The organism is Mesorhizobium muleiense, from assembly GCF_900099905.1.
Taxonomy (GTDB): Bacteria; Pseudomonadota; Alphaproteobacteria; order Rhizobiales; family Rhizobiaceae; genus Mesorhizobium; species Mesorhizobium muleiense.
This window is the reverse complement of sequence record NZ_FNEE01000032.1, coordinates 1-21,646: the sequence shown is the minus strand read 5'-3', so window position 1 is coordinate 21,646 and position 21,646 is coordinate 1. Positions and strand designations below refer to the sequence as shown.

21 protein-coding genes are annotated in these 21,646 nt (G+C 63.4%); 18 read left to right on the top strand and 3 right to left on the bottom strand.

The window, feature by feature from the left end:
- Positions 1 to 43: 43 nt before the first annotated feature.
- Complete coding sequence (locus tag BLT09_RS30810) at positions 44 to 1,582, top strand: trimethylamine methyltransferase family protein (RefSeq protein WP_167366580.1); 1,539 nt, start codon at positions 44 to 46, stop codon at positions 1,580 to 1,582.
- A gap of 88 nt (positions 1,583 to 1,670) precedes the next feature.
- A complete protein-coding gene (locus BLT09_RS30805) occupies positions 1,671 to 4,112 on the top strand; it encodes a GcvT family protein (RefSeq protein WP_091600282.1) in 2,442 nt (813 codons plus the stop codon).
- Positions 4,113 to 4,365: 253 nt separating this feature from the next.
- On the opposite strand, the gene BLT09_RS30795 is transcribed toward BLT09_RS30805, so the two are convergent.
- On the bottom strand, positions 4,366 to 5,142 hold the full coding sequence (locus BLT09_RS30795) for a VOC family protein (protein ID WP_091600281.1): 777 nt from the start codon (positions 5,140 to 5,142) through the stop codon (positions 4,366 to 4,368).
- 218 nt (positions 5,143 to 5,360) lie between these two features.
- Between BLT09_RS30795 and BLT09_RS30790 the strand changes: the two genes are divergently transcribed.
- The 5 genes from BLT09_RS30790 (at position 5,361) to BLT09_RS30765 (ending at position 9,816) form a co-directional block, all read left to right on the top strand.
- Positions 5,361 to 6,722 carry an NAD(P)-dependent oxidoreductase gene (locus tag BLT09_RS30790; RefSeq protein ID WP_091600280.1) on the top strand — a complete coding sequence of 454 codons (1,362 nt, stop codon included), beginning with the start codon at positions 5,361 to 5,363 and terminating at the stop codon, positions 6,720 to 6,722.
- Between the two features lie 2 nt (positions 6,723 to 6,724).
- Positions 6,725 to 8,038, top strand: a complete 1,314-nt coding sequence (gene preA, locus BLT09_RS30785; protein WP_091600279.1) for an NAD-dependent dihydropyrimidine dehydrogenase subunit PreA — start codon at positions 6,725 to 6,727, stop codon at positions 8,036 to 8,038.
- Positions 8,039 to 8,386: 348 nt separating this feature from the next.
- A complete protein-coding gene (locus BLT09_RS30775) occupies positions 8,387 to 8,905 on the top strand; it encodes an RrF2 family transcriptional regulator (protein WP_091600278.1) in 519 nt (172 codons plus the stop codon).
- A gap of 11 nt (positions 8,906 to 8,916) precedes the next feature.
- On the top strand, positions 8,917 to 9,375 hold the full coding sequence (locus tag BLT09_RS30770) for a carboxymuconolactone decarboxylase family protein (protein WP_091600277.1): 459 nt from the start codon (positions 8,917 to 8,919) through the stop codon (positions 9,373 to 9,375).
- A gap of 63 nt (positions 9,376 to 9,438) precedes the next feature.
- Positions 9,439 to 9,816 (top strand): DoxX family protein, encoded by a 378-nt coding sequence (locus BLT09_RS30765; protein ID WP_091600276.1) that lies wholly within the window; start codon positions 9,439 to 9,441, stop codon positions 9,814 to 9,816.
- A gap of 83 nt (positions 9,817 to 9,899) precedes the next feature.
- On the opposite strand, the gene BLT09_RS30760 is transcribed toward BLT09_RS30765, so the two are convergent.
- Positions 9,900 to 10,529, bottom strand: coding sequence for a TetR family transcriptional regulator C-terminal domain-containing protein (locus BLT09_RS30760; RefSeq protein ID WP_091600303.1), 630 nt, complete (start codon positions 10,527 to 10,529; stop codon positions 9,900 to 9,902).
- 254 nt (positions 10,530 to 10,783) lie between these two features.
- Here BLT09_RS30760 and aptA point away from each other — a divergent pair, with 254 nt between their 5' ends.
- From aptA to hydA, 4 genes are all read left to right on the top strand, one after another.
- Entirely contained in the window at positions 10,784 to 12,112 is a 1,329-nt protein-coding gene (gene aptA, locus BLT09_RS30755; protein ID WP_027153834.1) for an omega-aminotransferase AptA, read from the top strand.
- A gap of 112 nt (positions 12,113 to 12,224) precedes the next feature.
- Entirely contained in the window at positions 12,225 to 12,671 is a 447-nt protein-coding gene (locus BLT09_RS30750; protein WP_091600275.1) for an endonuclease domain-containing protein, read from the top strand.
- A gap of 1 nt (position 12,672) precedes the next feature.
- Complete coding sequence (locus tag BLT09_RS30745) at positions 12,673 to 13,923, top strand: Zn-dependent hydrolase (protein ID WP_091600274.1); 1,251 nt, start codon at positions 12,673 to 12,675, stop codon at positions 13,921 to 13,923.
- A gap of 65 nt (positions 13,924 to 13,988) precedes the next feature.
- The gene (gene hydA, locus BLT09_RS30740; protein ID WP_091600273.1) at positions 13,989 to 15,440 is read left to right on the top strand and encodes a dihydropyrimidinase; all 1,452 of its coding nucleotides are present in this window, start codon (positions 13,989 to 13,991) and stop codon (positions 15,438 to 15,440) included.
- 125 nt (positions 15,441 to 15,565) lie between these two features.
- On the opposite strand, the gene BLT09_RS30735 is transcribed toward hydA, so the two are convergent.
- A complete protein-coding gene (locus tag BLT09_RS30735) occupies positions 15,566 to 15,973 on the bottom strand; it encodes a cupin domain-containing protein (RefSeq protein ID WP_091600272.1) in 408 nt (135 codons plus the stop codon).
- Positions 15,974 to 16,083: 110 nt separating this feature from the next.
- Between BLT09_RS30735 and BLT09_RS30730 the strand changes: the two genes are divergently transcribed.
- From BLT09_RS30730 to BLT09_RS30700, 7 genes are all read left to right on the top strand, one after another.
- Complete coding sequence (locus BLT09_RS30730) at positions 16,084 to 16,875, top strand: ABC transporter ATP-binding protein (RefSeq protein WP_091600271.1); 792 nt, start codon at positions 16,084 to 16,086, stop codon at positions 16,873 to 16,875.
- Positions 16,876 to 17,019: 144 nt separating this feature from the next.
- The gene (locus BLT09_RS30725) at positions 17,020 to 17,538 is read left to right on the top strand and encodes an endonuclease domain-containing protein (protein ID WP_091600270.1); all 519 of its coding nucleotides are present in this window, start codon (positions 17,020 to 17,022) and stop codon (positions 17,536 to 17,538) included.
- Positions 17,538 to 18,416: an ABC transporter permease gene (locus BLT09_RS30720; RefSeq protein ID WP_091600269.1), complete on the top strand. Its 879-nt coding sequence runs from the start codon at positions 17,538 to 17,540 to the stop codon at positions 18,414 to 18,416. Before BLT09_RS30725 ends, BLT09_RS30720 begins: the two co-directional genes overlap by 1 nt.
- Entirely contained in the window at positions 18,413 to 19,549 is a 1,137-nt protein-coding gene (locus BLT09_RS30715) for an ABC transporter permease (RefSeq protein WP_091600268.1), read from the top strand. Before BLT09_RS30720 ends, BLT09_RS30715 begins: the two co-directional genes overlap by 4 nt.
- An 82-nt stretch (positions 19,550 to 19,631) precedes the next feature.
- Positions 19,632 to 20,603, top strand: a complete 972-nt coding sequence (locus BLT09_RS30710) for an ABC transporter substrate-binding protein (protein WP_023798699.1) — start codon at positions 19,632 to 19,634, stop codon at positions 20,601 to 20,603.
- A gap of 166 nt (positions 20,604 to 20,769) precedes the next feature.
- Entirely contained in the window at positions 20,770 to 21,219 is a 450-nt protein-coding gene (locus BLT09_RS30705; RefSeq protein ID WP_091600267.1) for a CHRD domain-containing protein, read from the top strand.
- Between the two features lie 195 nt (positions 21,220 to 21,414).
- Positions 21,415 to 21,646 (top strand): helix-turn-helix domain-containing protein (locus tag BLT09_RS30700; protein WP_167366579.1); only part of this gene is annotated, 232 nt, incomplete at its 3' end.

Below are 21,646 nucleotides of genomic sequence, written 5' to 3'. Positions count from 1 at the left end.
TTTCTGACAGCCCGACCGTCGTGCCGGCGCTTTGATGCGCCGCATGACCGAACCGAGACGCAAGCGCGGCGCCGAGCGGACCAGCAACAGGGGACCGGCCGCCATCCCGCAACTGCCGTTGCGCCGCGTGACAAATCCCTATCCGCCGATGGCGATGCTCTCGGCCGACCAGATCGAGGCGATCCACCAGGCGTCGATGCACATTCTGGAGAATTTCGGCATCGAGGTGATGAGCCCGCGGGCGCTTTCGCTGTTCGAGAAGGCCGGCGCCAAGGTCGATCATGCGTCGATGACTGTCCGCATCGAGCGCGGCATGGTCGACGAGGCACTGAAGACGACGCGGTCCAGCTATACGCTGACGCCGCGCAACCTGGCCCACACAGTCCATCTCGGCGGCAACACCATCAATTTTACGCTCGTCGCCGGACCGCCGAACGTGCATGACATGGAACGCGGCCGGCGTGCCGGCAATTTGCGCGACTATTGCGATCTCACCCGGCTGGCGCAGCATTTCAACTGCATCCACATGCTCGGCAATCAGGTCTGCGCACCGGTGGAACTGCCGGCCAATTCACGCCACCTCGATACCTATTTCGCCAATCTGACGCTGACCGACAAGAGTTTTCACGTCTCGGCGATCGGCCGCGGCAGGGCGCTGGACGGCATCGAAATGATGGCGATTTCGCGGGGCTTGAGCCTCGACCAGATGCGCGACGATCCCGGCGTCACCACCATCATCTCGGTCAACTCGCCGCGCCGCTTCGACGAGATGATGGCCGAAGGGCTGATGACCATGGCCGAGTTCGGCCAGTCGGTTGCGGTGACGCCGTTCACGCTGATGGGGGCGATGAGCCCGGTGACGCTTGCCGGCGCGCTGGCGCAACAGAACGCCGAGGCGCTGTTCGGCGTGGTCTTGACGCAGCTTGTCCGCCCTGGCGCCCCGGTCATGTATGGCGCCTTCACCTCCAATGTCGACATGAAGTCCGGTGCGCCGGCCTTTGGCACGCCAGAGAACACCAAGGCCAACATCGCCTCCGGGCAATTGGCGCGGCGCTATGGGCTGCCCTACCGGACGACGCCGGGCTCGGCCTCCAACGCCGCCGACGCGCAAGGCGCCTATGAGACGCTGATGGCGCTGTGGGGCGCGGTGCTCGGCCACGGCAATCTCGTCTACCACGCAGCCGGCTGGCAGGAGGGCGGGCTGACTGCATCGTTCGAAAAGTTCATCATCGACGTCGAGATGATCCAGCACATGATGGAGTTTTTGCGCCCGATCGAAGTCAACGAGGCGGAACTCGCCGTCGAGGCGCTGGGTGCGGTGCCGACCGGTGGCCATTTCTTCGGCGAGCCGCACACGCTGGAGCGCTATGCAACCGCCTTCTACCAGCCGATCCTCTCGAATTGGCAGAACTACGAGGCCTGGCAGGAGGCCGGCGGGCTAGACGCCACGGCGCGGGCGACGCGGCTGTGGAAGAAAGCGCTGGAGGATCATGTCGAACCGACGATTGATATTGCCGTGCGCGAGGCGCTGGAGGCGTATGTGGCCAGGCGCAAGGAAGCGATCGGGCAGGGCGAGCCGTGATGGTCGAAGGCTTGCGATCGTGTGGCTTGGCTCCTCCCGTACCGATTCATCTCACCCCTCCAACTCACTGAAATAACGAGAAAAACCCATGAAATCGCATGCGAAGGTCGTGGTCGTTGGCGGAGGTGTTGTCGGCTGTTCGGTGCTGTTCCATCTCGCCCGTCACGGCTGGACCGACATTGTGCTTCTGGAGCGCGACGAGCTGACTTCCGGCTCGACCTGGCACGCGGCCGGCGGCATGCACACGATCAATGGCGATCCCAACGTCGCCAAGCTGCAGAAATACACGATCTCGCTCTACAAGGAGATCGAGGAGCTGTCCGGCCAGGCGACCGGCGTGCATCTGACCGGTGGCGTGCTTCTGGCGGCGACCGAGGCGCGGCTCGACTGGCTGCGCGGCGTTGTCGCCAAGGGCCGCTATCTCGGCATCGACCTCGAGGAGATCTCGCCTGATGAGGCGGCCGAGTTGATGCCGCTGCTCGACCCGAAGCAGTTCGTCGGCGCGGTGCGCAACAAGGAGGACGGTCATCTCGACCCGTCCGGCGTCACCCACGCCTATGCCAAGGCGGCCAGAAAACTTGGCGCCGAGGTTGAGCGCTTCACCAAGGTCGAGGATATCGTGCGCCGCGCCGACGGGTTGTGGCGCGTCATCACCAACAAGGGCGAGGTGGTGGCCGAGCATGTCGTCAACGCCGGCGGCCTGTGGGCGCGCGAGGTCGGCCGCATGGTGGGCCTCGAACTGCCGGTGCTGGCGATGGAGCACATGTACCTGATCACCGAGGACATGCCGGAGGTCGCCGCCTGGAACCAGAAGACCGGCACGGAGATCATCCACGCGGTCGATTTCGACGGCGAGCTCTATCTGCGCCAGGAGCGCGGCGGCATGCTGATGGGCACCTACGAGAGGGCCAACAAGCCATGGTCCGAGCTTCAGACACCGTGGAATTTCGGCCACGAGCTGCTGGAGCCCGACATCGACCGTATCGCGCCGTCATTGGAAGTCGGGTTCCGGCATTTCCCGGCCTTCCAGAACACCGGCATCAAGCAGATCATCAACGGCCCCTTCACCTTCGCGCCCGACGGCAACCCGTTGGTCGGGCCGGTGCGCGGCCTGCCTGGCTTATGGGTCGCCTGCGGCGTCATGGCCGGCTTTTCGCAGGGCGGCGGTGTTGGCCTGGCGCTGTCGAACTGGATGATCGAGGGCGATCCCGGCGCCGACATCTGGGCGATGGACGTCTCTCGCTACGGCGACTGGGCAACGATGGCCTACACCAACGCCAAGGTGCGCGAGAATTATTCGCGGCGTTTTTCCATCCGCTTTCCTAATGAGGAGCTGCCTGCCGGGCGGCCGCTCAAGACCACGCCGGTCTACGACCTGTTGTCGGCCAAGGGCGCGCAGTGGGGCGTGGCCTATGGGCTGGAAGTGCCGCTGTGGTATGCGCCCGAAGGCGTAAGGGACGAGTTCTCGTGGCGGCGCTCGAGCGATTTCGAGCATGTCGCAAAAGAGGTGAGGACGGTGCGGACAAGTGTCGGCCTGTCGGAAATCTCGTCCTTCGCCAAATACAGGGTGACGGGCGCGGGCGCGGCGGCCTGGCTCGACCGCCTGCTTGCCTGCAAGCTGCCAAAGCCCGGCCGCATGACGCTGGCGCCGATGCTGAAGCAAGACGGCAGGCTGATCGGCGACTTTTCGCTGGCCAATCTCGGCAGCGGCAATTCCAGCGGGGAGGGCTGGTTCCTCGCCGGTTCCGGCATTGCCGAGCAGTATCACATGCGCTGGTTCGAGGCGCATCTGCCGCAAGACAGCTCGGTCCATATCGAGGCGCTGGGGGCGAGACTGACGGGCCTGTCGATTGCCGGTCCGAGGGCGCGGGACGTGCTGGCAAAAGTCACGCGGGCGGATGTGTCGAATGCGGCGTTCCCGTTCATGGCGACGGCCAGGATGGATATCGGCATGGCGCCGTGCCTGGTCGGCCGCGTCAGCTACACCGGCGACCTCGGCTACGAGATCTGGGTGGCGCCGGAATATCAGCGTGCCGCGTACCAGACCCTGATGGCGGCCGGCGAAGACTTCGGCATCGGCCTGTTCGGCGCGCGCGCGCTCAACGCGCTGCGGCTGGAGAAGAATTACGGCTCGTGGGCGCGCGAATACCGGCCGATCTACGGACCGCTGGAGGCCGGGCTCGACCGTTTCGTCGCCTACGGGAAAGAAACCGATTTCATCGGCAAGCAGGCGGCACTGGCCGAGCGCCAGCAAGGCGGCAAGCTGCGGCTGCGCGCCTTTGTCGTCGATGCGGCAGACGCCGACGTTATCGGTGACGAGCCGATCTGGTTCGACGGCGCGGTGCGCGGCTGGGTCACGTCAGGCGGCTACGCACATCATTCGAAGACGTCGGTGGCGATGGGCTATGTGCCGAAGGAGATCGCCGACGAGGCCGATGGTTTCGAGGTCGAGCTCTTGGGCAAGCGCTACACCGCACGGGTGCAGCCGACGCCGCTGTTCGACGCGAATCTCAAGCGGATGCGAGGGTGATGGCGCCGCTAGGTGGAGTCTATCCAAAATGCGCGGGGTCGGCGGGACAGCGCCCCCCTCTGTCCTGCCGGACATCTCCCCCACGAGGGGGGAGATTGGCAGTTCCGGCGACGGCACTCTTCTTGCGACCTTTGTGATTGGCGAAATCAGCGAAACAGCCAATCTCCCCCCAAGTGGGGGAGATGTCCGGCAGGACAGAGGGGGGCGCCGTAGAGCGCCAACCGTATAAACAAAATGCCCCTCGGGTGACCTTTCACCGCACCGGCGCCGTCAGCGCGAAATGAGCACCCTGTGGATCCGTGCACATCACGATCCAGCCGCCGCCGGGAACCTCCATCGGTCCCATCAGGATCGTGCCGCCATTATCGGTGACACGCTTGGCCGCCGCGTCGATTGCGGGGACATTGAAATAGAACTGCCAGACCGGCACCGGAACCTGCTCGGGCTTGTTCATCATGCCGCCAACAGGTTCGCCGCCGGCGGCAAACAGCTGGTAGGTGCCCATCGGCCCCATATCCATGGCGTCGCCCTTGGTCCAGCCGAATTGCCCGGCATAGAAATCGAACGCGGCGTGCCAGTCGGTCGTGTAGAGTTCATGCCAGCCAATATTGCCGGGAGTAGTAGCAGGCAACGGCGGCTGGTCAGGGCCGATCGGCTGCAGGAAGTTGAACACCGCGCCTTGCGGATCGGCGACGACGGCAAAGCGGCCGACGCCCGGAATGTCATCGGGTTCGCGGTGAACCGCACCGCCGGCCCCCTTCAGCGATTTCGTCGAAGCATCGACATCCCCGGTATGGATGTAACCGACCCAGGCTGGCGGCATGCCCGTCTTGCGCACTTCGTCCGGCTGCGTCATCAGCCCGGCAACGCCGCGCTCGCCGACATTCATCACGACATAGCGCGGCATGCCGGGCGCGCCGTCGAAGGGCTGCGCCTTCCAGCCCACCACGTCGGTGTAGAACGCTTCGGCGGCGTCGAGATCGGTGGTCATCAGCTCGTACCAGAAGAAGGACGTCGGGGAGTTTGGCATTGTCGTGCTCCTTGGGTTTCCAGTCATCGATCATGCGTGATCCATCTAGGACGATCTTCGCGACGGAATTCCGACAGCCAAGGCCAATATAGAAAACATGAGTATTGATATCATGTTTTTGTCGTGGCTTTTCAGCGGCTTGCGTCGAAAATTGACCAATTGATAAAAAAACAAAACGTGCTAGCCTTCCGCAAAACAACAAGGAATGGGGAAGCGGAATGGCGACTGGTCATTTCAAGCAGGGCATTGCCGGCGGGCGGCTTTCGCCCGAGCAATATGCCGATAATTTTTCCGACCTGCATCCGCCGCTCGATCATCACGAGGCGCTGGTCGAGTCCGATCGCTGCTATTTCTGCTACGATGCGCCGTGCATGAACGCATGCCCGACCTCGATCGACATCCCGCTGTTCATCCGCCAGATCTCGACCGGCAATCCGATCGGCTCGGCCAGGACGATTTTCGACCAGAACATTTTGGGCGGCATGTGCGCCCGCGTCTGCCCGACCGAGACGCTGTGCGAAGAGGTCTGCGTGCGCGAAGTGGCTGAAGGCAAGCCGGTGCAGATCGGCCGCCTGCAGCGTTATGCCACCGATGTCGCGATGGCTGAGAACAAGCAGTTCTATGCGCGCGCCGCTCCGACCGGCAAGACGGTCGCCGTGGTCGGCGCCGGACCGGCCGGGCTTGCCGCCGCCCATCGGCTCGCCCGCCACGGTCACGACGTGACCATCCTCGAGGCGCGCCCGAAAGCCGGCGGTCTCAATGAATACGGCATCGCCGCTTACAAGAGCATCGACAATTTTGCCCAGGCCGAGGTCGACTATGTCATTTCGATCGGCGGCATCGACATCCAGAACGGCAAGGCGCTTGGCCGCGATTACCAGCTGTCGGACCTGACCAGGAATTACGATGCAGTGTTCCTCGGCATGGGGCTTGGCGGCGTCAACGCGCTGCGCGCCGACGGCGAGGACGCGCAAGGCGTCACCAATGCGGTGGAGTTCATTGCCGAGCTTCGCCAGGCCAGCGATCTTGCCAGCCTGCCGGTCGGCCGGCGCGTCGTCGTCATCGGCGGCGGCATGACGGCGATCGACGCGGCGGTGCAATCAAAACTGCTCGGCGCCGAAGAGGTGACAATCTGCTACCGGCGCGGCCAGGAGCACATGAACGCCTCGGAATTCGAGCAGGACCTGGCCGCCGCCAACGGCGTCATCATCCGTCACTGGCTGCAGCCGAAGCGGGTCATTGCCGAAGGCGGCAAGGTGTCGGGCATCGAGCTTGAATATACGGCGATGGATGGCGAGAAACTCGTCGGCACCGGCGAGCGGCTGACGCTCACCGCCGACCAGGTGTTCAAGGCGATCGGCCAGAGCTTTGTCCCGGCTGCGCTCAACGGCAGCGGCGCCTTGCTGGCGCTGGAAGCCGGCCGCATCAAGGTCGACGCCGAAGGCCGCACCTCGCTGCCAAACGTCTGGGCCGGCGGCGACTGCATCTATGGCGGCGACGACCTCACCGTCTCGGCAGTCGCGCAGGGGCGCGACGCGGCCGAATCGATCCACCGGGCGACCTCGAACGGGAGGGCATGAGCATGGCAGATATCAGAAACAATTTCGTCGGCATCAAATCGCCGAATCCGTTCTGGCTAGCCTCGGCGCCGCCGACCGACAAGGCCTACAATGTCATCCGCGCCTTCAGGGCGGGCTGGGGCGGCGTTGTCTGGAAGACGCTCGGCGAAGAGGGGCCGCCGGTGGTCAATGTCAACGGCCCGCGCTATGGCGCGATCTGGGGCGCCGATCGCCGCCTGCTCGGCTTGAACAACATCGAGCTGATCACCGACCGCGACTTGCAGACCAATCTGCGCGAGATCAAGCAGGTCAAGATGGACTGGCCCGACCGCGCCATCGTCGTCTCGCTGATGGTGCCTTGCGAGGAGCATGCGTGGAAGGCGATCCTGCCGGTGGTCGAGGAGACCGGGGCCGACGGCATCGAGCTCAATTTCGGCTGCCCGCACGGCATGTCGGAACGCGGCATGGGCGCCGCCGTCGGCCAGGTGCCGGAATACATCGAAATGGTAGTGCGCTGGTGCAAGGCCAACACCCGCATGCCTGTGATCACCAAGCTGACGCCGAACATTACCGACATACGCAAGCCGGCGCGCGCCGCCCATGCCGGCGGCACCGACGCGGTGTCGCTGATCAACACCATCAATTCGATCACCGGCGTCAATCTCGACAGTTTCGCACCGGAGCCGACGATCGACGGCAAGGGTTCGCATGGCGGCTATTGCGGCCCGGCGGTGAAGCCGATCGCCATGAACATGGTCGCCGAGATCGCCCGCGATCCGGAAACCCACGGCCTGCCGATCTCCGGCATCGGCGGCATCACCACGTGGCGCGACGCTGCCGAATTCATGGCGCTCGGCGCCGGCAATGTGCAGGTGTGCACGGCGGCGATGACCTATGGCTTCAAGATCGTGCAGGAGATGATCGCCGGCCTCGAAAACTGGATGGACGAGAAGGGCCATGCCTCGCTCGACGATATCGTCGGCCGCGCCACGCCCAACGTCACCGACTGGCAATATCTCAACCTCAATTACGTCGCCAAGGCGCATATCGACCAGGAGGCCTGCATCAAATGCGGCCGCTGCCACATCGCCTGCGAGGACACCTCGCACCAGGCGATCACCAGCATGGTGGACGGCAAGCGGCATTTCGAGGTGATCGAGGCCGAATGCGTCGGCTGCAACCTCTGCGTCAATGTCTGCCCTGTCGAGAACTGTATCACCATGGAGCCGCTGGCGGCCGGCGTCATCGACCAGCGCACTGGCAGACCGGTGTCGCCGGTCTACGCCAACTGGACGACGCATCCAAACAACCCGATGGCAAAGGTGGCCGCGGAGTAAGTTTGGTCGAAGCGCCAGATCGGTTTCGTCCGGTTGAATTGTCGAGGTTGGCGCTGCCCCTCATCCGCCTGCCGGCACCTTCTCCCCGTATAGTGACGGGAAGAAGGGGGATTGCCGCAACCTCGCCGCCCTTTTTGCACCGCCGATAATTGGCGAAAATCATCGGTGATAGCGTCTTTCTCCCCGTCACTATACGGGGAGAAATGCCCGGCAGGGCAATGAGGGGCAGCGCCATCGATCGTATAAAATCGCCGTCAGCGCAGCCATCCGGCGTCGAGACTCTTAATTTCCTAATGCGGATAAAAATTATCCACGATAAGATATATCCATGAATTTGGACTCAAAAAAATGAAGCTGGGCGAGGGCGTTGAAGCGGCCATCCACTGCGCCGCCATGCTTGCCGGCGTGGAGGGCGCGGCGACCATGCCGGGTGCTGCCATGGCGGAAGCGTTCGGCCTGTCGCCGAGCTATCTGCTCAAGCATCTCAACGCGCTGACGGCGTCGGGCATCCTGGAATCGGTGCCCGGGCCATCGGGCGGTTTCCGGCTGGCGCGGCCGGCGGAGCGCATAACGCTGCTCGACATCGTGCTCGCCGTCGAAGGACGCGAACCGGCCTTCCGTTGCGGCGAAATCCGTCAGCGCGGGCCGGCCAGGCTCGATGCCTCGGCCTATGTCAAACCTTGCGGCATCAGCGTCGCGATGCTGAAGGCCGAGCGCGCCTATCGCGCCGCTCTTGCCGAGTCCCGGCTGTCCGACATCGTTGCCGACTATATGAGCGACGCCGATCCCCGTTCAGTCGCCGCCAACTGCGCCTTTGTCGAGCGCCATCAACGACCGCAGAAATCCAGTTCAACCAAGCAAGCGTGAAGGGTAAGAGAATGAAACAGAGGCTGCAATTCTTCGGCGCGGCGCCGGAAATCATGAAAGCGGTATCGGCGCTCAACAAGGCAGTCGACGAGTGCGGGCTCGAGGAAGGCCTGCTGCATCTGATCAAGCTGCGGGCGTCGCAGATCAATGGCTGTTCGTACTGCGTCGAGATGCATAGCCGCGAGGCGCGCCGAGATGGCGAGACCGAGCAGCGGCTCTATCTCGTCTCCGCCTGGAAGGAATCGCCGCTGTTTTCCGAGCGCGAACGCGCCGCCTTCGCCTGGACCGACGTGGTGACGAAGATCGCCGACAGCGGCGTGCCGGACGATCTCTATGCTCGCACGCTCGAACACTTCTCGGAAGAGGAACTGGTCAAGCTGTCCGTCGCGATCGGCATGATCAACACCTGGAACCGGCTCTGCGTGCCCTTCCACGCCATTCATCCGGTAGCGGCTGCCAAGGCCGCCTGAGCGGACGAAACTGGGTGGGCAGCCTTAACGCCGCGCGTCTCTTTTTGCTTTGGGATCAAGACCATGTTGTCGAATTTTGAGAATGAGATTCTGGTTGCCGCACGCCTGCTGCTTGGCGGCGCCTTTGTCTTTGCCGGCCTGCGCAACATCCAGAATGCAGGCTTCCTGATCCAGCTGATGACGACGCGAGGCGTGCCGCAGGCGCGGCTGATGCTGTGGTTGGGGATCGTCCTGCAAATCGTATCCGGAGCGCTGGTGATATCAGGTGTCTGGACCGCTGCCGCGGCTCTGTGCCTGGTGCTGTTCCTGATGGTGGCCACGCCGATGTTCCACAATTTCTGGGATCATCAGGGGCCCGAGCGCGCGTCGCGCATCAACGGCTTTGTCGGCAACGTGGCGCTGACTGGAGGTTTCCTGGCGCTGGCGGCGCAGCCGCTTTGATGGTTCGGTCGGTCGCTTCGCGGAGGCAGCCGCCGTAGCCTCTGGCAAACGGTCTCAATCTGTCAAACCATATTGCTGAAGCTTCAGATCTTCGGCTTCAGCCCGTCGATGAACAATTGTTCGAGAAATCTTGCAGCATCCTCGAAGCGGCCGTCGCCGCCGCGGTCGGGGCCGAGCACGGCGCGGACCTGAACGTCGAAATCGGCATAGTGCTGCGTCGTCGCCCAGATCGAGAAGATCAGGTGCCAGGGGTCGGTGGATGCGATCTTGCCGGCGCGCATCCAGCCCTTGATGACGGCGGCCTTCTCGTCGACCAGCGTCTTCAGCTCGCCTTCCAGCATCGGCATGATGCGCGGCGCGCCCTGCAGGATCTCGTTGGCGAACAGGCGGCTTTCCCTGGGGAAATCGCGCGCCATTTCGAGCTTGCGCCTGATATAGCTGCGCAATTCGGTCAAGGGATCGCCGATGTCGTCGAGTTCGCGCAGCGGCGCCAGCCAGGTGTCCAGAAGCCGCTGCATCAGCGTCTCGTGGATATCCTCCTTGCGGCGGAAATAGTAGAGCAGGTTCGGCTTCGACATGCCGGCGGCTTCGGCGATCTGGTCGATGGTCGAGCCGCGAAAGCCGCTGGTCGAGAACACCTCGAGCGCCGCCTCCAGGATCAGCTCGCGCTTTTCCTGCTGGATGCGGGTGCGGCGAGGAGCGGGAATTTCCATGTCGGCCGTCACCGCGGCATATCCTGGGTTGGAGAGCGATCTGGACCAATACTCTGGACCAGTTTTTCTCCGGCCTGTGGAGCGCGCCTCAGCTGCCGCATTTCCGCTAGTAATCCCTTGACCGCCGACAGGGCGGTGCTAACGTTTGTCCAATCGGTCAAAATTTGCGTAGCACGAAAACGCAGCAGAGACCAAGTGTCGGGAAGACCAAGCGTTAGCCGCACCGAAACAGGTTACAAGGGGAAGTCTTGGTCATGTCCAACCGGCTGAAAGTCACGCCGAACGATCTCAGCGCATTCTGGATGCCGTTCACGGCAAACCGGCAGTTCAAGCAGGCGCCGCGCATGATGGTGTCCGCCAAGGACATGCATTACACGACGAGCGACGGTCGTACGGTTTTAGACGGCACTGCCGGCCTGTGGTGCGTCAATGCCGGCCACTGCCGGCCGAAGATCACCGAGGCGATCCAGAGCCAGGCCGCAGAGCTCGACTATGCGCCGGCGTTCCAGATGGGTCACCCGATCGTCTTCGAATTGGCGAACCGTTTGGTCGACCTGGCGCCGGAGGGCATGGACCACGTGTTCTTCACCAATTCCGGATCGGAATCGGTCGAGACCGCGCTGAAGATGGCGATCGCCTATCACCGCGCCAGAGGCGAGGGCTCGCGCACCCGCCTGATCGGCCGCGAGCGCGGCTATCACGGCGTCAATTTCGGCGGCATCTCGGTCGGCGGCATCGTCACCAACCGCAAGATGTTCGGCACGCTGCTCGGCGGCGTCGACCACATGCCGCACACCCACCTGCCCGAGAAGAATTCGTTCACCAAGGGCGTGCCCGAGCATGGCGCGGAACTGGCCAACGAGTTGGAGCGCATCGTCGCGCTGCACGACGCCTCGACCATCGCGGCCGTCATCGTCGAGCCGGTGGCCGGTTCCACCGGCGTCATCCTGCCGCCGAAGGGCTATCTCGAGAGGCTGCGCGAGATTTGCACCAGGCACGGCATCCTTTTGATCTTCGACGAGGTCATCACCGGCTTCGGCCGTCTCGGCACGCCGTTTGCCGCCGACTATTTCGGCGTCACGCCCGATATCATGACCACCGCCAAGGGTGTCTCCAACGGCGTCATTCCGATGGGCGCGGTGTTCGTCAAGAAGGAAATCCACGACGCCTTCATGACCGGCCCCGAGCATATGATCGAGTTCTTTCACGGCTACACCTATTCGGGCAATCCGATCGCCTGTGCGGCGGCGCTGGGCACGCTCGACACCTATAAGGAAGAGGGCCTGCTGACCCGCGGCCAGGAACTGGCGCCGTATTGGGAAGACGCGCTGCATTCGCTGAAGGGCGAGCCGAACGTCATCGACATCAGAAACATCGGCCTGATCGGCGCGATCGAGCTGGCGCCCATCCCCGGCAGTCCGACCAAGCGTGCCTTCTCGGCTTTTGTGAAAGCGTTCGAGCGCGGCGCGCTGATCCGCACCACCGGCGACATCATCGCGCTGTCGCCGCCGCTGATCATCACCAAGGGCCAGATCAACGAATTGATCGACCATGTGCGTGAAGTGCTGAGGGCGGTGGATTGAAGAACTGGGCACGGATATCCCTCCCCCTCGAGGGGAGGGTGGCCGCGAAGCGGCCGGGTGGGGTCGGTGGCGACGCGCGCCAACCTGATCTCTTGCTGCGAGGACGCTTCTGATGCCCCGTACCCGCGTGAGCTTCGAAATGCGCCAAAAGGCGCGGGCGCTTCGAGTTCACGCGACCAAGGGCGAATCCCTGCTGTGGTATGAACTGCGCGAGCTGAAATCGGCCGGTATCAAGTTCCGTCGCCAGTGCCCGATCGGACCCTATATCGTCGACTTCGCCTGTCTTGCGGTAAAGCTGGTCGTGGAAGTGGATGGCGACTTGCACGAGCAGGAGAGGGGCAAGCGGCACGATGCTGTCCGTGATGCCTATCTGCGATCGCTCGGGTTCGATGTCTACCGCGTTGACGAGCCTGATGTCATAAACAGCGCTTGGCATGTCGCGCAAGTGGTCAAGGAGAAGGTCGCGCGCATGTTCGGCGACCCCACCCGACCGCTTCGCGGTCACCCTCCCCTCGAGGGGGAGGGGGACGCCGGCGTGCCGCAATCGAAAAGGTATTAAAATGGCCGCTCCGGGCGAGAATCTGCGAATCAATTCAGACCGTTTGTGGGATTCGATAATGGAGATGGCGAAGATCGGCCCCGGCGTTGCCGGCGGCAACAATCGCCAGACTTTGACCGACGCGGACGGCGAGGGGCGGCAGCTGTTCAAGCGCTGGTGCGAGGCGGCGGGACTTGAAATGGGCCTCGACGAGATGGGCACGATGTTTGCCCGCCGCGAGGGCACCGACCCTGATCTGCCGCCGGTCTATGTCGGCAGCCATCTCGACACCCAGCCGACCGGCGGCAAGTATGACGGCGTGCTTGGCGTGCTCGGCGGCCTGGAGATCGTGCGCTCGCTCAACGAGCTCGGCATCAAGACAAAACATCCGATCGTCGTCACCAACTGGACCAACGAGGAAGGCGCGCGCTTTGCGCCGGCGATGATGGCATCCGGCGTGTTCGCCGGCGTCCTCGACCAGGCCGACGTCTACGAACATGTCGACAAGGACGGCAAAAAATTCGGCGAGGAGCTCGAACGCATCGGCTGGAAAGGCAGCGAGAAAGTCGGTGCGCGCAGGATCCACGCCTTCTTCGAGCTGCATATCGAGCAGGGCCCGATCCTCGAAGACGAGGGCATCGACATCGGCGTCGTCACCCATGGCCAGGGATTGAAATGGCTGCAGGTGACGCTGACCGGCAAGGAGGCGCATACCGGCTCGACGCCGATGCCCAAGCGCCGCAATGCCGGGCTCGGCATGGCGCGGGTGATCGAACTGGTGCACGAGATCGCCATGGACTATCAGCCCGACGCCGTCGGCGCGGTCGGCCACATGGAGGTCTATCCGAACTCGCGCAACATCATCGCCGGCCGCACCATGTTCACCATCGACATCCGCTCGCCGGAAAAGGAAGTGCTCGACGCCATGGACGAGCGCATCCGCGAAGGCATCGACACGATCTGCGAAGCGCTCGACATCCAATATCAAATCGACCAGGTCGGCCATTTCGATCCGGTGACTTTCGATCCGGGCTGCGTCAAGGCAGTGCGGGATGCGGCCGAGCGCCTGGGTTATACGCATCGCAACATCGTCTCCGGCGCCGGCCACGACGCCTGCTGGATCAACCGCGTCGCGCCGACGGCAATGGTGATGTGCCCTTGCGTCGACGGGCTCAGCCACAACGAGGCCGAGGAGATCACCAAGGAATGGGCGGCGGCCGGCGCCGACGTGCTGTTCCATGCGGTGGTGGAGACGGCGGAGATCGTGGGGTGAGCTAGAAACCAGGATTCCGAACGCCGCTCCCCAAGAACCGCGAAGAGAACAAAGGGAACAAGAAAATGACCAAAGTCATCAGGAACGGCACCATCGTCACCGCCGATCGTACGTGGAAAGCCGATGTGCTGATGCAGCACGGCAAGATCGTCGCCATCGGTTCGAACCTGCATGGGGACCACGAGTTCGACGCCACCGGCTGCTATGTGATGCCGGGCGGCATCGATCCGCACACCCATCTCGAAATGCCGTTCATGGGCACTTATTCGGCCGACGATTTCGAGAGCGGCACCCGCGCCGCGCTTGCCGGCGGCACCACAATGGTCGTCGATTTCTGCCTGCCGTCGCCGCAGCAGTCGCTGCTCGAGGCCTTGCAGATGTGGGACAACAAGACCTCGAAGGCGTCCTGCGACTATTCCTTCCACATGGCGATCACCTGGTGGGGCAAGCAGGTGTTCGACGAGATGGCCACCGTGGTCGACAAGGGCATCACCTCGTTCAAGCACTTCATGGCCTACAAGGGCGCGCTGATGGTCGATGACGACGAGATGTATTCGTCGTTCCAGCGCTGCGCCGATCTTGGCGCGCTGCCGCTTGTCCATGCCGAGAATGGCGACGTGGTGGCGGCGCTTTCGCAGAAGCTGCTGGCCGCCGGCAACAACGGCCCCGAAGGGCACGCCTATTCGCGGCCGCCGGAAGTGGAAGGCGAGGCGACCAACCGCGCCATCATGATCGCCGACATGGCCGGCGTGCCGCTCTATGTCGTGCATGTCTCCTGCGAGCAGGCCCACGAAGCCATTCGCCGGGCGCGGCAAAAAGGCATGCGGGTGTTCGGCGAGCCGCTGATCCAGCACCTGACGCTCGACGAGAGCGAGTATTTCAACAAGGACTGGGACCATGCGGCGCGCCGCGTCATGAGCCCGCCGTTCCGCAACAAACTGCACCAGGATTCGCTGTGGGCCGGCCTGCAGGCCGGATCACTGCAGGTGGTGGCGACTGACCATTGCGCCTTCACCACCAGCCAGAAGCGCAACGGCGTCGGCGATTTCACCAAGATTCCGAACGGCACCGGCGGGCTCGAGGACCGCTTGCCGGTGCTGTGGACCACCGGCGTCAACACCGGCCGGCTGACGATGAACGAGTTCGTCGCGGTGACCTCGACCAACATCGCAAAAATCCTCAACATGTATCCGAAGAAGGGCGCCATCGTCGAAGGCGCCGATGCCGACATCCTCGTCTGGGACCCGAAGCGCACAAAGACGATCACTTCCGAGAAACAGCAGTCGGTGATCGACTACAACGTCTTCGAAGGTGTTGAGGTGACCGGCCTGCCGCGCTTCGTCTTCTCGCGCGGCGAACTGTCGATCCAGGAGGCTGAAGTCAAGGCGAAGCCCGGCCATGGCGAGTTCGTCGCTCGCGAGCCGAATGCCGCAGTCAACCGGGCGCTGTCGACCTGGAAGGAAATCTCCGCGCCGCGCAAGGTGGAACGGTCAGGTATTCCGGTGACCGGGGTGTGAGCTTGCGCAAGGACGGTACTGTCCCGGTGCTAGTGTTTCTCGAAGTCGGCGCCGGGGGGCAGCGCAAACCTGAAGCGATTGCACTGTCTCTATGCCCGATACCAATTGGCCGGCGGGTAGCCCGCCTATCGCGCGACCAGCCCCTCCAGTTCCGGCAGCAGCACGACGCTTTCCTGTTCGTTGGGATCGGTGCGGGCGATGACCGCCGAGGCCGGGCTGTCGCTCAGATTGGCCGGCAGATGCGGCACGCCGGCGGGAATGTAGAAAAGGTCGCCGGCCTTGGCGACGATCCGCTGCTCGAGCCGGTCGCCATACCAGGTATGGACCTCGCCGGAGAGCACATAGATCGCCGTTTCATGGCTTTCGTGCATATGCGCCTTGGCGCGGGCACCCGGCGGCATGGTGAGCAGGTGCATGCAGATGCCGGTAGAGCCGACCGTTTCGGCGGCGATGCCGGCGAAATAACTCAGTCCCTGCTTGCCTTCATAAGAGCTTTCGGGGCGGATAAGATGGCAGGTGGGTTTGGACGACATCGGGCAAACTCTCGATCGAGTGGGACAAGATAAGTGGAAAGCAGCATTTTGGCAAAAGCAACGGGTAACCGGCCGCCGCGGCGGCGACGCGAAAAGCCAGGCTGCGGCCTATGACCGGACAGTCGCCAGCCGTCGTTTCGGCAAGCAAGCTCGGCCTGACCTTCCAGACCAGTGACGGTCCGGTGCAGGCGCTGTCGAATGTCGACCTGACTATCGGCAAGGGCGAATTCGTCTCCTTCATCGGGCCGTCCGGCTGCGGCAAGACGACCTTGCTGCGGGTCATCGCCGATCTCGAGAAACCGACATCAGGAAGCATCTCCGTCAATGGCGTGACGCCGGAGCAGGCGCGCGAAAACCGCGCCTATGGCTATGTCTTCCAGGCGGCCGCACTTTATCCGTGGCGCACGATCGAGCGCAATGTGGCGCTGCCGCTGGAGATCATGGGCCTGTCGAAGGCAGAGCAGGCGGCGCGCATCAAGCGCACGCTCGACCTCGTCAACCTGTCCGGCTTCGAGCAGAAGTACCCGTGGCAGCTTTCCGGCGGCATGCAGCAGCGTGCCTCGATCGCGCGGGCGTTGGCCTTCGATGCCGATCTTCTGTTGATGGACGAGCCGTTCGGCGCGCTGGACGAGATCGTGCGCGACCACCTCAACGAACAGCTTCTGGAGCTTTGGGATCGGACCAACAAGACCATCTGCTTCGTCACCCATTCCATTCCCGAGGCGGTCTACCTGTCGACACGGATCATCGTCATGTCGCCGCGCCCAGGCCGCGTCAGCGACGTCATCGAATCGACGCTGCCGAAAAAGCGGCCGCTCGACATCCGCGAGACGCCGGAGTTTTTGGCGATCGCCGCACGCGTGCGCGACGGGCTCAGGGCAGGGCACAGCTATGAGGATTGAGCGGGATGGGCTCCCTCCTCTCCCCGACGGGGAGAGGGTGGCCGGAGCGAAGCGGAGGTCGGGTGAGGGGGCGGTCACCTGTGCCTTCGTCATCCTAGGGCGAAGCAAGGAGCGAAGCGACGCGGCGCAGGGCAGGGCACAGCTATGAGGATTGAGCGGGATGAGCTCCCTCCTCTCCCCGACGGGGAGAGGGTGGCCGGAGCGAAGCGGAGGTCGGGTGAGGGGGCGGCGCCGACAGATCCGACGAAAAGAAATGCCGGGGCAACCGCTCGCGCTCGAAAGCTGCGGGTCGACGAAACCGAGGCTGAGTACCGACTTTGGGGGGAACTGAGAGGACGTCATCTCAACGGCCACAAATTTGTGAGGCAAGTGCCGCTTGGACCTTTCATCGCGGATTTCGTTTGTCGCGAGAAGGGTCTGATTGTCGAACTCGATGGTAGCCAGCATGCGGATTCACCAACCGACCCCGTCAGGACGGCCTGGTTGAATGGCCATGGTTATTCCGTTCTTCGGTTCTGGAACCATGAAGTTCTGGCCGAACGTCGAGCGGTCCTTGATACGATCTTGGCTTGCCTCGACGGAAAGATTTCTACCCCCTCACCCGGCCTCCGCTTCGCTCCGGCCACCCTCTCCCCGTTGGGGAGAGGAGGGGAGCTTCGCTGATGGACTCCTTTCGCGACAACATCGTTCCGGTGACCTCGATCCTCGCAGGCGTGGTGGTCGTCTGGTATGTTTTCGCCGTCATCCTCAACGCGCCGTTCCAGCGCGATCTCGACCGCCGTGCGGGCGAGACGCCGGGGATCGTGGAATTCATCGGCAAGACGATGGCGCAGCCCAAGCCGACGCTGCCGGCGCCGCATCAGGTGGCGGTGAATTTCTTCGAGAACACGTTTCTGCGCAAGGTCACCAGCAATCGCAGCCTTGTCTACAATGCCTGGGTAACGCTGTCCTCGACGCTGCTCGGCTTCGCTTTCGGCACGGCGCTCGGCATCCTGATTGCCGTCGGCATCGTCCATGTGGCGACGCTCGACCGCAGCCTGATGCCGTGGATCATCGCCTCCCAGACCATTCCGATCCTGGCGGTGGCGCCGATGATCATCGTCGTGCTGGCGGCGATCGGCGTCACCGGCCTGATCCCGAAGGCGCTGATCTCGACCTATCTGTCGTTCTTTCCGGTGGCGGTCGGCATGGTCAAGGGGCTGCGTTCGCCCGAACTCACCCATCTCGACCTGATGCACACCTACAATGCCAGCCCCTCGCAGACCTTCTGGAAACTGCGCGTGCCGGCTTCGGTGCCGTTCCTGTTCACCTCGATGAAGGTGGCGGTGGCCGCCAGCCTGGTCGGCGCCATCGTCGGTGAGTTGCCGACCGGTGCGGTCGCCGGCATCGGCGCCAAGCTGCTTGCCGGCGCCTATTACAGCCAGACAATCGATATCTGGTCGGCGCTGGTGGCGGGCTCGGTGGTGGCGGCGCTGCTGGTGATGGTGGTCGGCATTGCCGGACGCCTCGTTGACCGCGCCATGGGCGGGAGGCCGGCATGAGCGATCTCTTCAGCCTTTCATCAATCACGCCTCGTTCCTGGCAGGGGTATGCCGCGCTTGCCCTCCTTGCCGGCGCGCTTTTTTCGGGACTGCTTGTCACTGCTACGCCGGGCTATGACATCGCGACGGTGGCTTTGATCTTCATCCTGTTGCTGTTTGCGATCCAGATGGATCAATTTCCACCCGCAATCGCGGCGACCTGTCTGTTCCTTGGCGCGCATGGCGCGGCGTGGCTGCTGCTCGCCGGCATAACCGGCAATGAGGGGACCGCTCGCGCATCGTTCTATTTGCTGCTTGCCGCCGCATGGCTTCTGGCCTGGCGCTGCGTAACGGTCCTGTCCGCGCTTCGCCCGACCTCGCGCTGGGCGGCGACTGCTTTGAGGCTGATCATCCCGGCGATCTTCGGCGCCTGGATCCTGATCATCTGGGAGGCGGTGACGCGCGGCGCCGGCATTCCTTTCATCCTGCTGCCGCCGCCAAGCGCCATCGGCGTGCGCATCGCCAATTCGCTGCCGGTGCTGGCCGCCGACGTGCGGCAGACCATCTTCAAGGCGGTGATCTTCGGCTACGTCGTTGGCAGCGGCGCCGGCTTCCTTGCCGCCATCGCGGCCGACCGCGTGCCGTTCCTGCGCCGCGGCTTGCTGCCGATTGGCAATATGGTGTCGGCGCTGCCGATCATCGGCGTGGCGCCGATCATGGTCATGTGGTTCGGCTTCGACTGGCAGTCGAAGGCCGCGGTCGTCATCATCATGACCTTCTTCCCGATGCTGGTGAACACGGTCGCCGGGCTTGCCGCCTCTGGCCATATGGAACGCGACCTGATGCGCACCTATGCGTCGAGCTACTGGCAGACGCTGTTCAAGCTGCGGCTGCCGGCGGCAGCGCCCTTCATCTTCAATGCGCTGAAGATCAATTCGACGCTGGCGCTGATCGGCGCCATCGTCGCGGAGTTCTTCGGCACGCCGGTGGTCGGCATGGGATTCCGGATTTCGACCGAAGTCGGACGGATGAATATCGACATGGTCTGGGCCGAAATCGCAGTTGCAGCACTTGCGGGTTCGGTCTTTTATGGCGTGGTCGCTCTTTTCGAGAGAGCAGTCACGTTTTGGCATCCCTCCGTCCGTGGTGGATAGGGCGGTGGCGGGTTTGGAATCAGGGTTGGATTGAAGGTCCTGGTCCTAAAAGGGTGAACACTTAACTCCAGAGGGTAAAAGCATGAAAAGACTTGTTGTTTCGATGCTGGCCGGCGCGATGTCGCTTGCCGCGTTCCAGGCGATGGCCGCAGACAAGGTGACGCTGCAGCTGAAATGGGTCACGCAGGCCCAGTTCGCCGGCTACTACGTCGCCAAGGACAAGGGTTTTTATGAGGCCGAGGGCCTCGACGTCGAGATCAAGCCGGGCGGCCCCGATATCGCGCCCGAGCAGGTGATCGCCGGTGGCGGCGCCGACGTCATCGTCGACTGGATGGGCGGCGCGCTGGCCGCACGCGAAAAGGGCGTGCCGCTGGTCAATATCGCCCAGCCGTTCAAGAAGGCCGGCATGCAACTGGTCTGCCCGAAGGACGGCCCCGTCAAAACCGAAGCCGACTTCAAGGGCCATACGCTCGGCGTCTGGTTCTTCGGCAACGAGTATCCGTTCTACGCCTGGATGAACAAGCTCGGCTTGAAGACCGACGGCGGCCCGGATGGCGTCACCGTGCTGAAGCAGAGTTTCGACGTGCAGCCGCTGATCCAGAAGCAGGCGGATTGTATTTCGGTCATGACCTACAACGAATACTGGCAGCTCATCGATGCCGGCTACAAGCCGGAAGAGCTGATCGTGTTCAACTACTCGGCCATGGGCAACGACCTGCTTGAGGACGGTCTCTACGCTCTGGAGGACAAGCTCAAGGATCCGGCCTTCGAGGACAAGATGGTGCGTTTCGTGCGCGCCTCGATGAAGGGCTGGAAATACGCCGTCGACAATTCCGACGAGGCGGCCGGCATCGTCATGGACAATGGCGGCCAGGACGAGAACCACCAGAAGCGCATGATGGGCGAAGTCGCCAAGCTGATCGACAATGCCGACGGCAAGCTCGACCCGGCGACCTACGCGCGCACCGCCAAGGCGCTGCTCGACCAGAAGATCATCACTAAGGAGCCGACCGGCGCCTACACGACCGCCATCACCGACAAGGCCATCAAGTAAGCCGTCAACCAGGGCCTCTGGGGTCCGCAGTTTGAAAAAAGGGGACGGGCGACCGCCCCCTTTTTGGATGTAAAATAGCCGTTACCGGTGGAAACATCCGCTCGCCACAACCGTTGTTCCAGTGCATCCTGCTTCAGCGGATGTCATCGCCACAACGGAGAATTCCATGCGCATGCAATCCTTCTCGCCGATGCTTTCGGCGCTCGCCGTTTCGGCTCCCTTCCTGTGCGGTTCACCGGCCTTGGCCGACATGATGAAGATGAAGGCGACGCTCGATGGCGCTCAGCAGAATCCAGGCGTCACCACGGAGGGCAAAGGCGAGGCCACTCTCGGCTTCAACACCGACACGAAACAGCTCACCTGGAACGTGATGTATTCAGGTCTCAGTGGACCGGCGACGGCCGGACATATTCACGGTCCGGCAGCAAAGGGTGAAAATGCCGACGTCGTCGTCCCGTTCAAGGGCGCTCCGAAAAGCCCGTTCAAGGGGGCGGCAATCCTGACCGACGCGCAGGCTGCCGACCTGATGGCCGGCAAATACTACATCAACATCCATACGGCGGCCCACAAGGACGGCGAGATCCGCGGGCAGATCGAGAAGGCGGCGACGATGTAGCGCAACGTCGCCGGAGGGCGCTCCATTAAGCTGTAAAAGTCTGCGGGACAGCACCCCCCTCTGCCCTGCCGGGCATCTCCCCCTCAAGGGGGTGTTTGGACCGGAGACATCGCGAACAGGTGTGCGAAGACATCGCGAACAGTTTTGCGCATTGCGCGCGAGGGGTTCGGGATGCCATTCAAGGACAAAAGCGCGATGAAACAGAGGTTGGAGTTCGTGAGGCTCGCCTCCGCAGAGGGGGCGAATGTGAGCGCGTTGTGTCGGCGCTTCGGTATCGGACGGACGTGCGGCCACAAGCTGCTTTTGCGCTACCGGAGCGAGGGCGAGGCAGGACTGGCCGAGCAGTCGCGGCGGCCGCGATCGAGCCCGGCGCAGTGCGCGCCGGAGGTGGAAACGGCTGCACTTGCGGTGCGTGCGGCGCATCCGG

Coding starts and splice junctions, on each gene's coding strand:
- BLT09_RS30810 (WP_167366580.1), top strand. CDS start 44: ATGACCGAACCGAGACGCAAGCGCGGCGCCGAGCGGACCAGCAACAGG.
- BLT09_RS30805 (WP_091600282.1), top strand. CDS start 1,671: ATGAAATCGCATGCGAAGGTCGTGGTCGTTGGCGGAGGTGTTGTCGGC.
- BLT09_RS30795 (WP_091600281.1), bottom strand. CDS start 5,142: ATGCCAAACTCCCCGACGTCCTTCTTCTGGTACGAGCTGATGACCACC.
- BLT09_RS30790 (WP_091600280.1), top strand. CDS start 5,361: ATGGCGACTGGTCATTTCAAGCAGGGCATTGCCGGCGGGCGGCTTTCG.
- preA (WP_091600279.1), top strand. CDS start 6,725: ATGGCAGATATCAGAAACAATTTCGTCGGCATCAAATCGCCGAATCCG.
- BLT09_RS30775 (WP_091600278.1), top strand. CDS start 8,387: ATGAAGCTGGGCGAGGGCGTTGAAGCGGCCATCCACTGCGCCGCCATG.
- BLT09_RS30770 (WP_091600277.1), top strand. CDS start 8,917: ATGAAACAGAGGCTGCAATTCTTCGGCGCGGCGCCGGAAATCATGAAA.
- BLT09_RS30765 (WP_091600276.1), top strand. CDS start 9,439: ATGTTGTCGAATTTTGAGAATGAGATTCTGGTTGCCGCACGCCTGCTG.
- BLT09_RS30760 (WP_091600303.1), bottom strand. CDS start 10,529: ATGGAAATTCCCGCTCCTCGCCGCACCCGCATCCAGCAGGAAAAGCGC.
- aptA (WP_027153834.1), top strand. CDS start 10,784: ATGTCCAACCGGCTGAAAGTCACGCCGAACGATCTCAGCGCATTCTGG.
- BLT09_RS30750 (WP_091600275.1), top strand. CDS start 12,225: ATGCCCCGTACCCGCGTGAGCTTCGAAATGCGCCAAAAGGCGCGGGCG.
- BLT09_RS30745 (WP_091600274.1), top strand. CDS start 12,673: ATGGCCGCTCCGGGCGAGAATCTGCGAATCAATTCAGACCGTTTGTGG.
- hydA (WP_091600273.1), top strand. CDS start 13,989: ATGACCAAAGTCATCAGGAACGGCACCATCGTCACCGCCGATCGTACG.
- BLT09_RS30735 (WP_091600272.1), bottom strand. CDS start 15,973: ATGTCGTCCAAACCCACCTGCCATCTTATCCGCCCCGAAAGCTCTTAT.
- BLT09_RS30730 (WP_091600271.1), top strand. CDS start 16,084: ATGACCGGACAGTCGCCAGCCGTCGTTTCGGCAAGCAAGCTCGGCCTG.
- BLT09_RS30725 (WP_091600270.1), top strand. CDS start 17,020: ATGAGGATTGAGCGGGATGAGCTCCCTCCTCTCCCCGACGGGGAGAGG.
- BLT09_RS30720 (WP_091600269.1), top strand. CDS start 17,538: ATGGACTCCTTTCGCGACAACATCGTTCCGGTGACCTCGATCCTCGCA.
- BLT09_RS30715 (WP_091600268.1), top strand. CDS start 18,413: ATGAGCGATCTCTTCAGCCTTTCATCAATCACGCCTCGTTCCTGGCAG.
- BLT09_RS30710 (WP_023798699.1), top strand. CDS start 19,632: ATGAAAAGACTTGTTGTTTCGATGCTGGCCGGCGCGATGTCGCTTGCC.
- BLT09_RS30705 (WP_091600267.1), top strand. CDS start 20,770: ATGCGCATGCAATCCTTCTCGCCGATGCTTTCGGCGCTCGCCGTTTCG.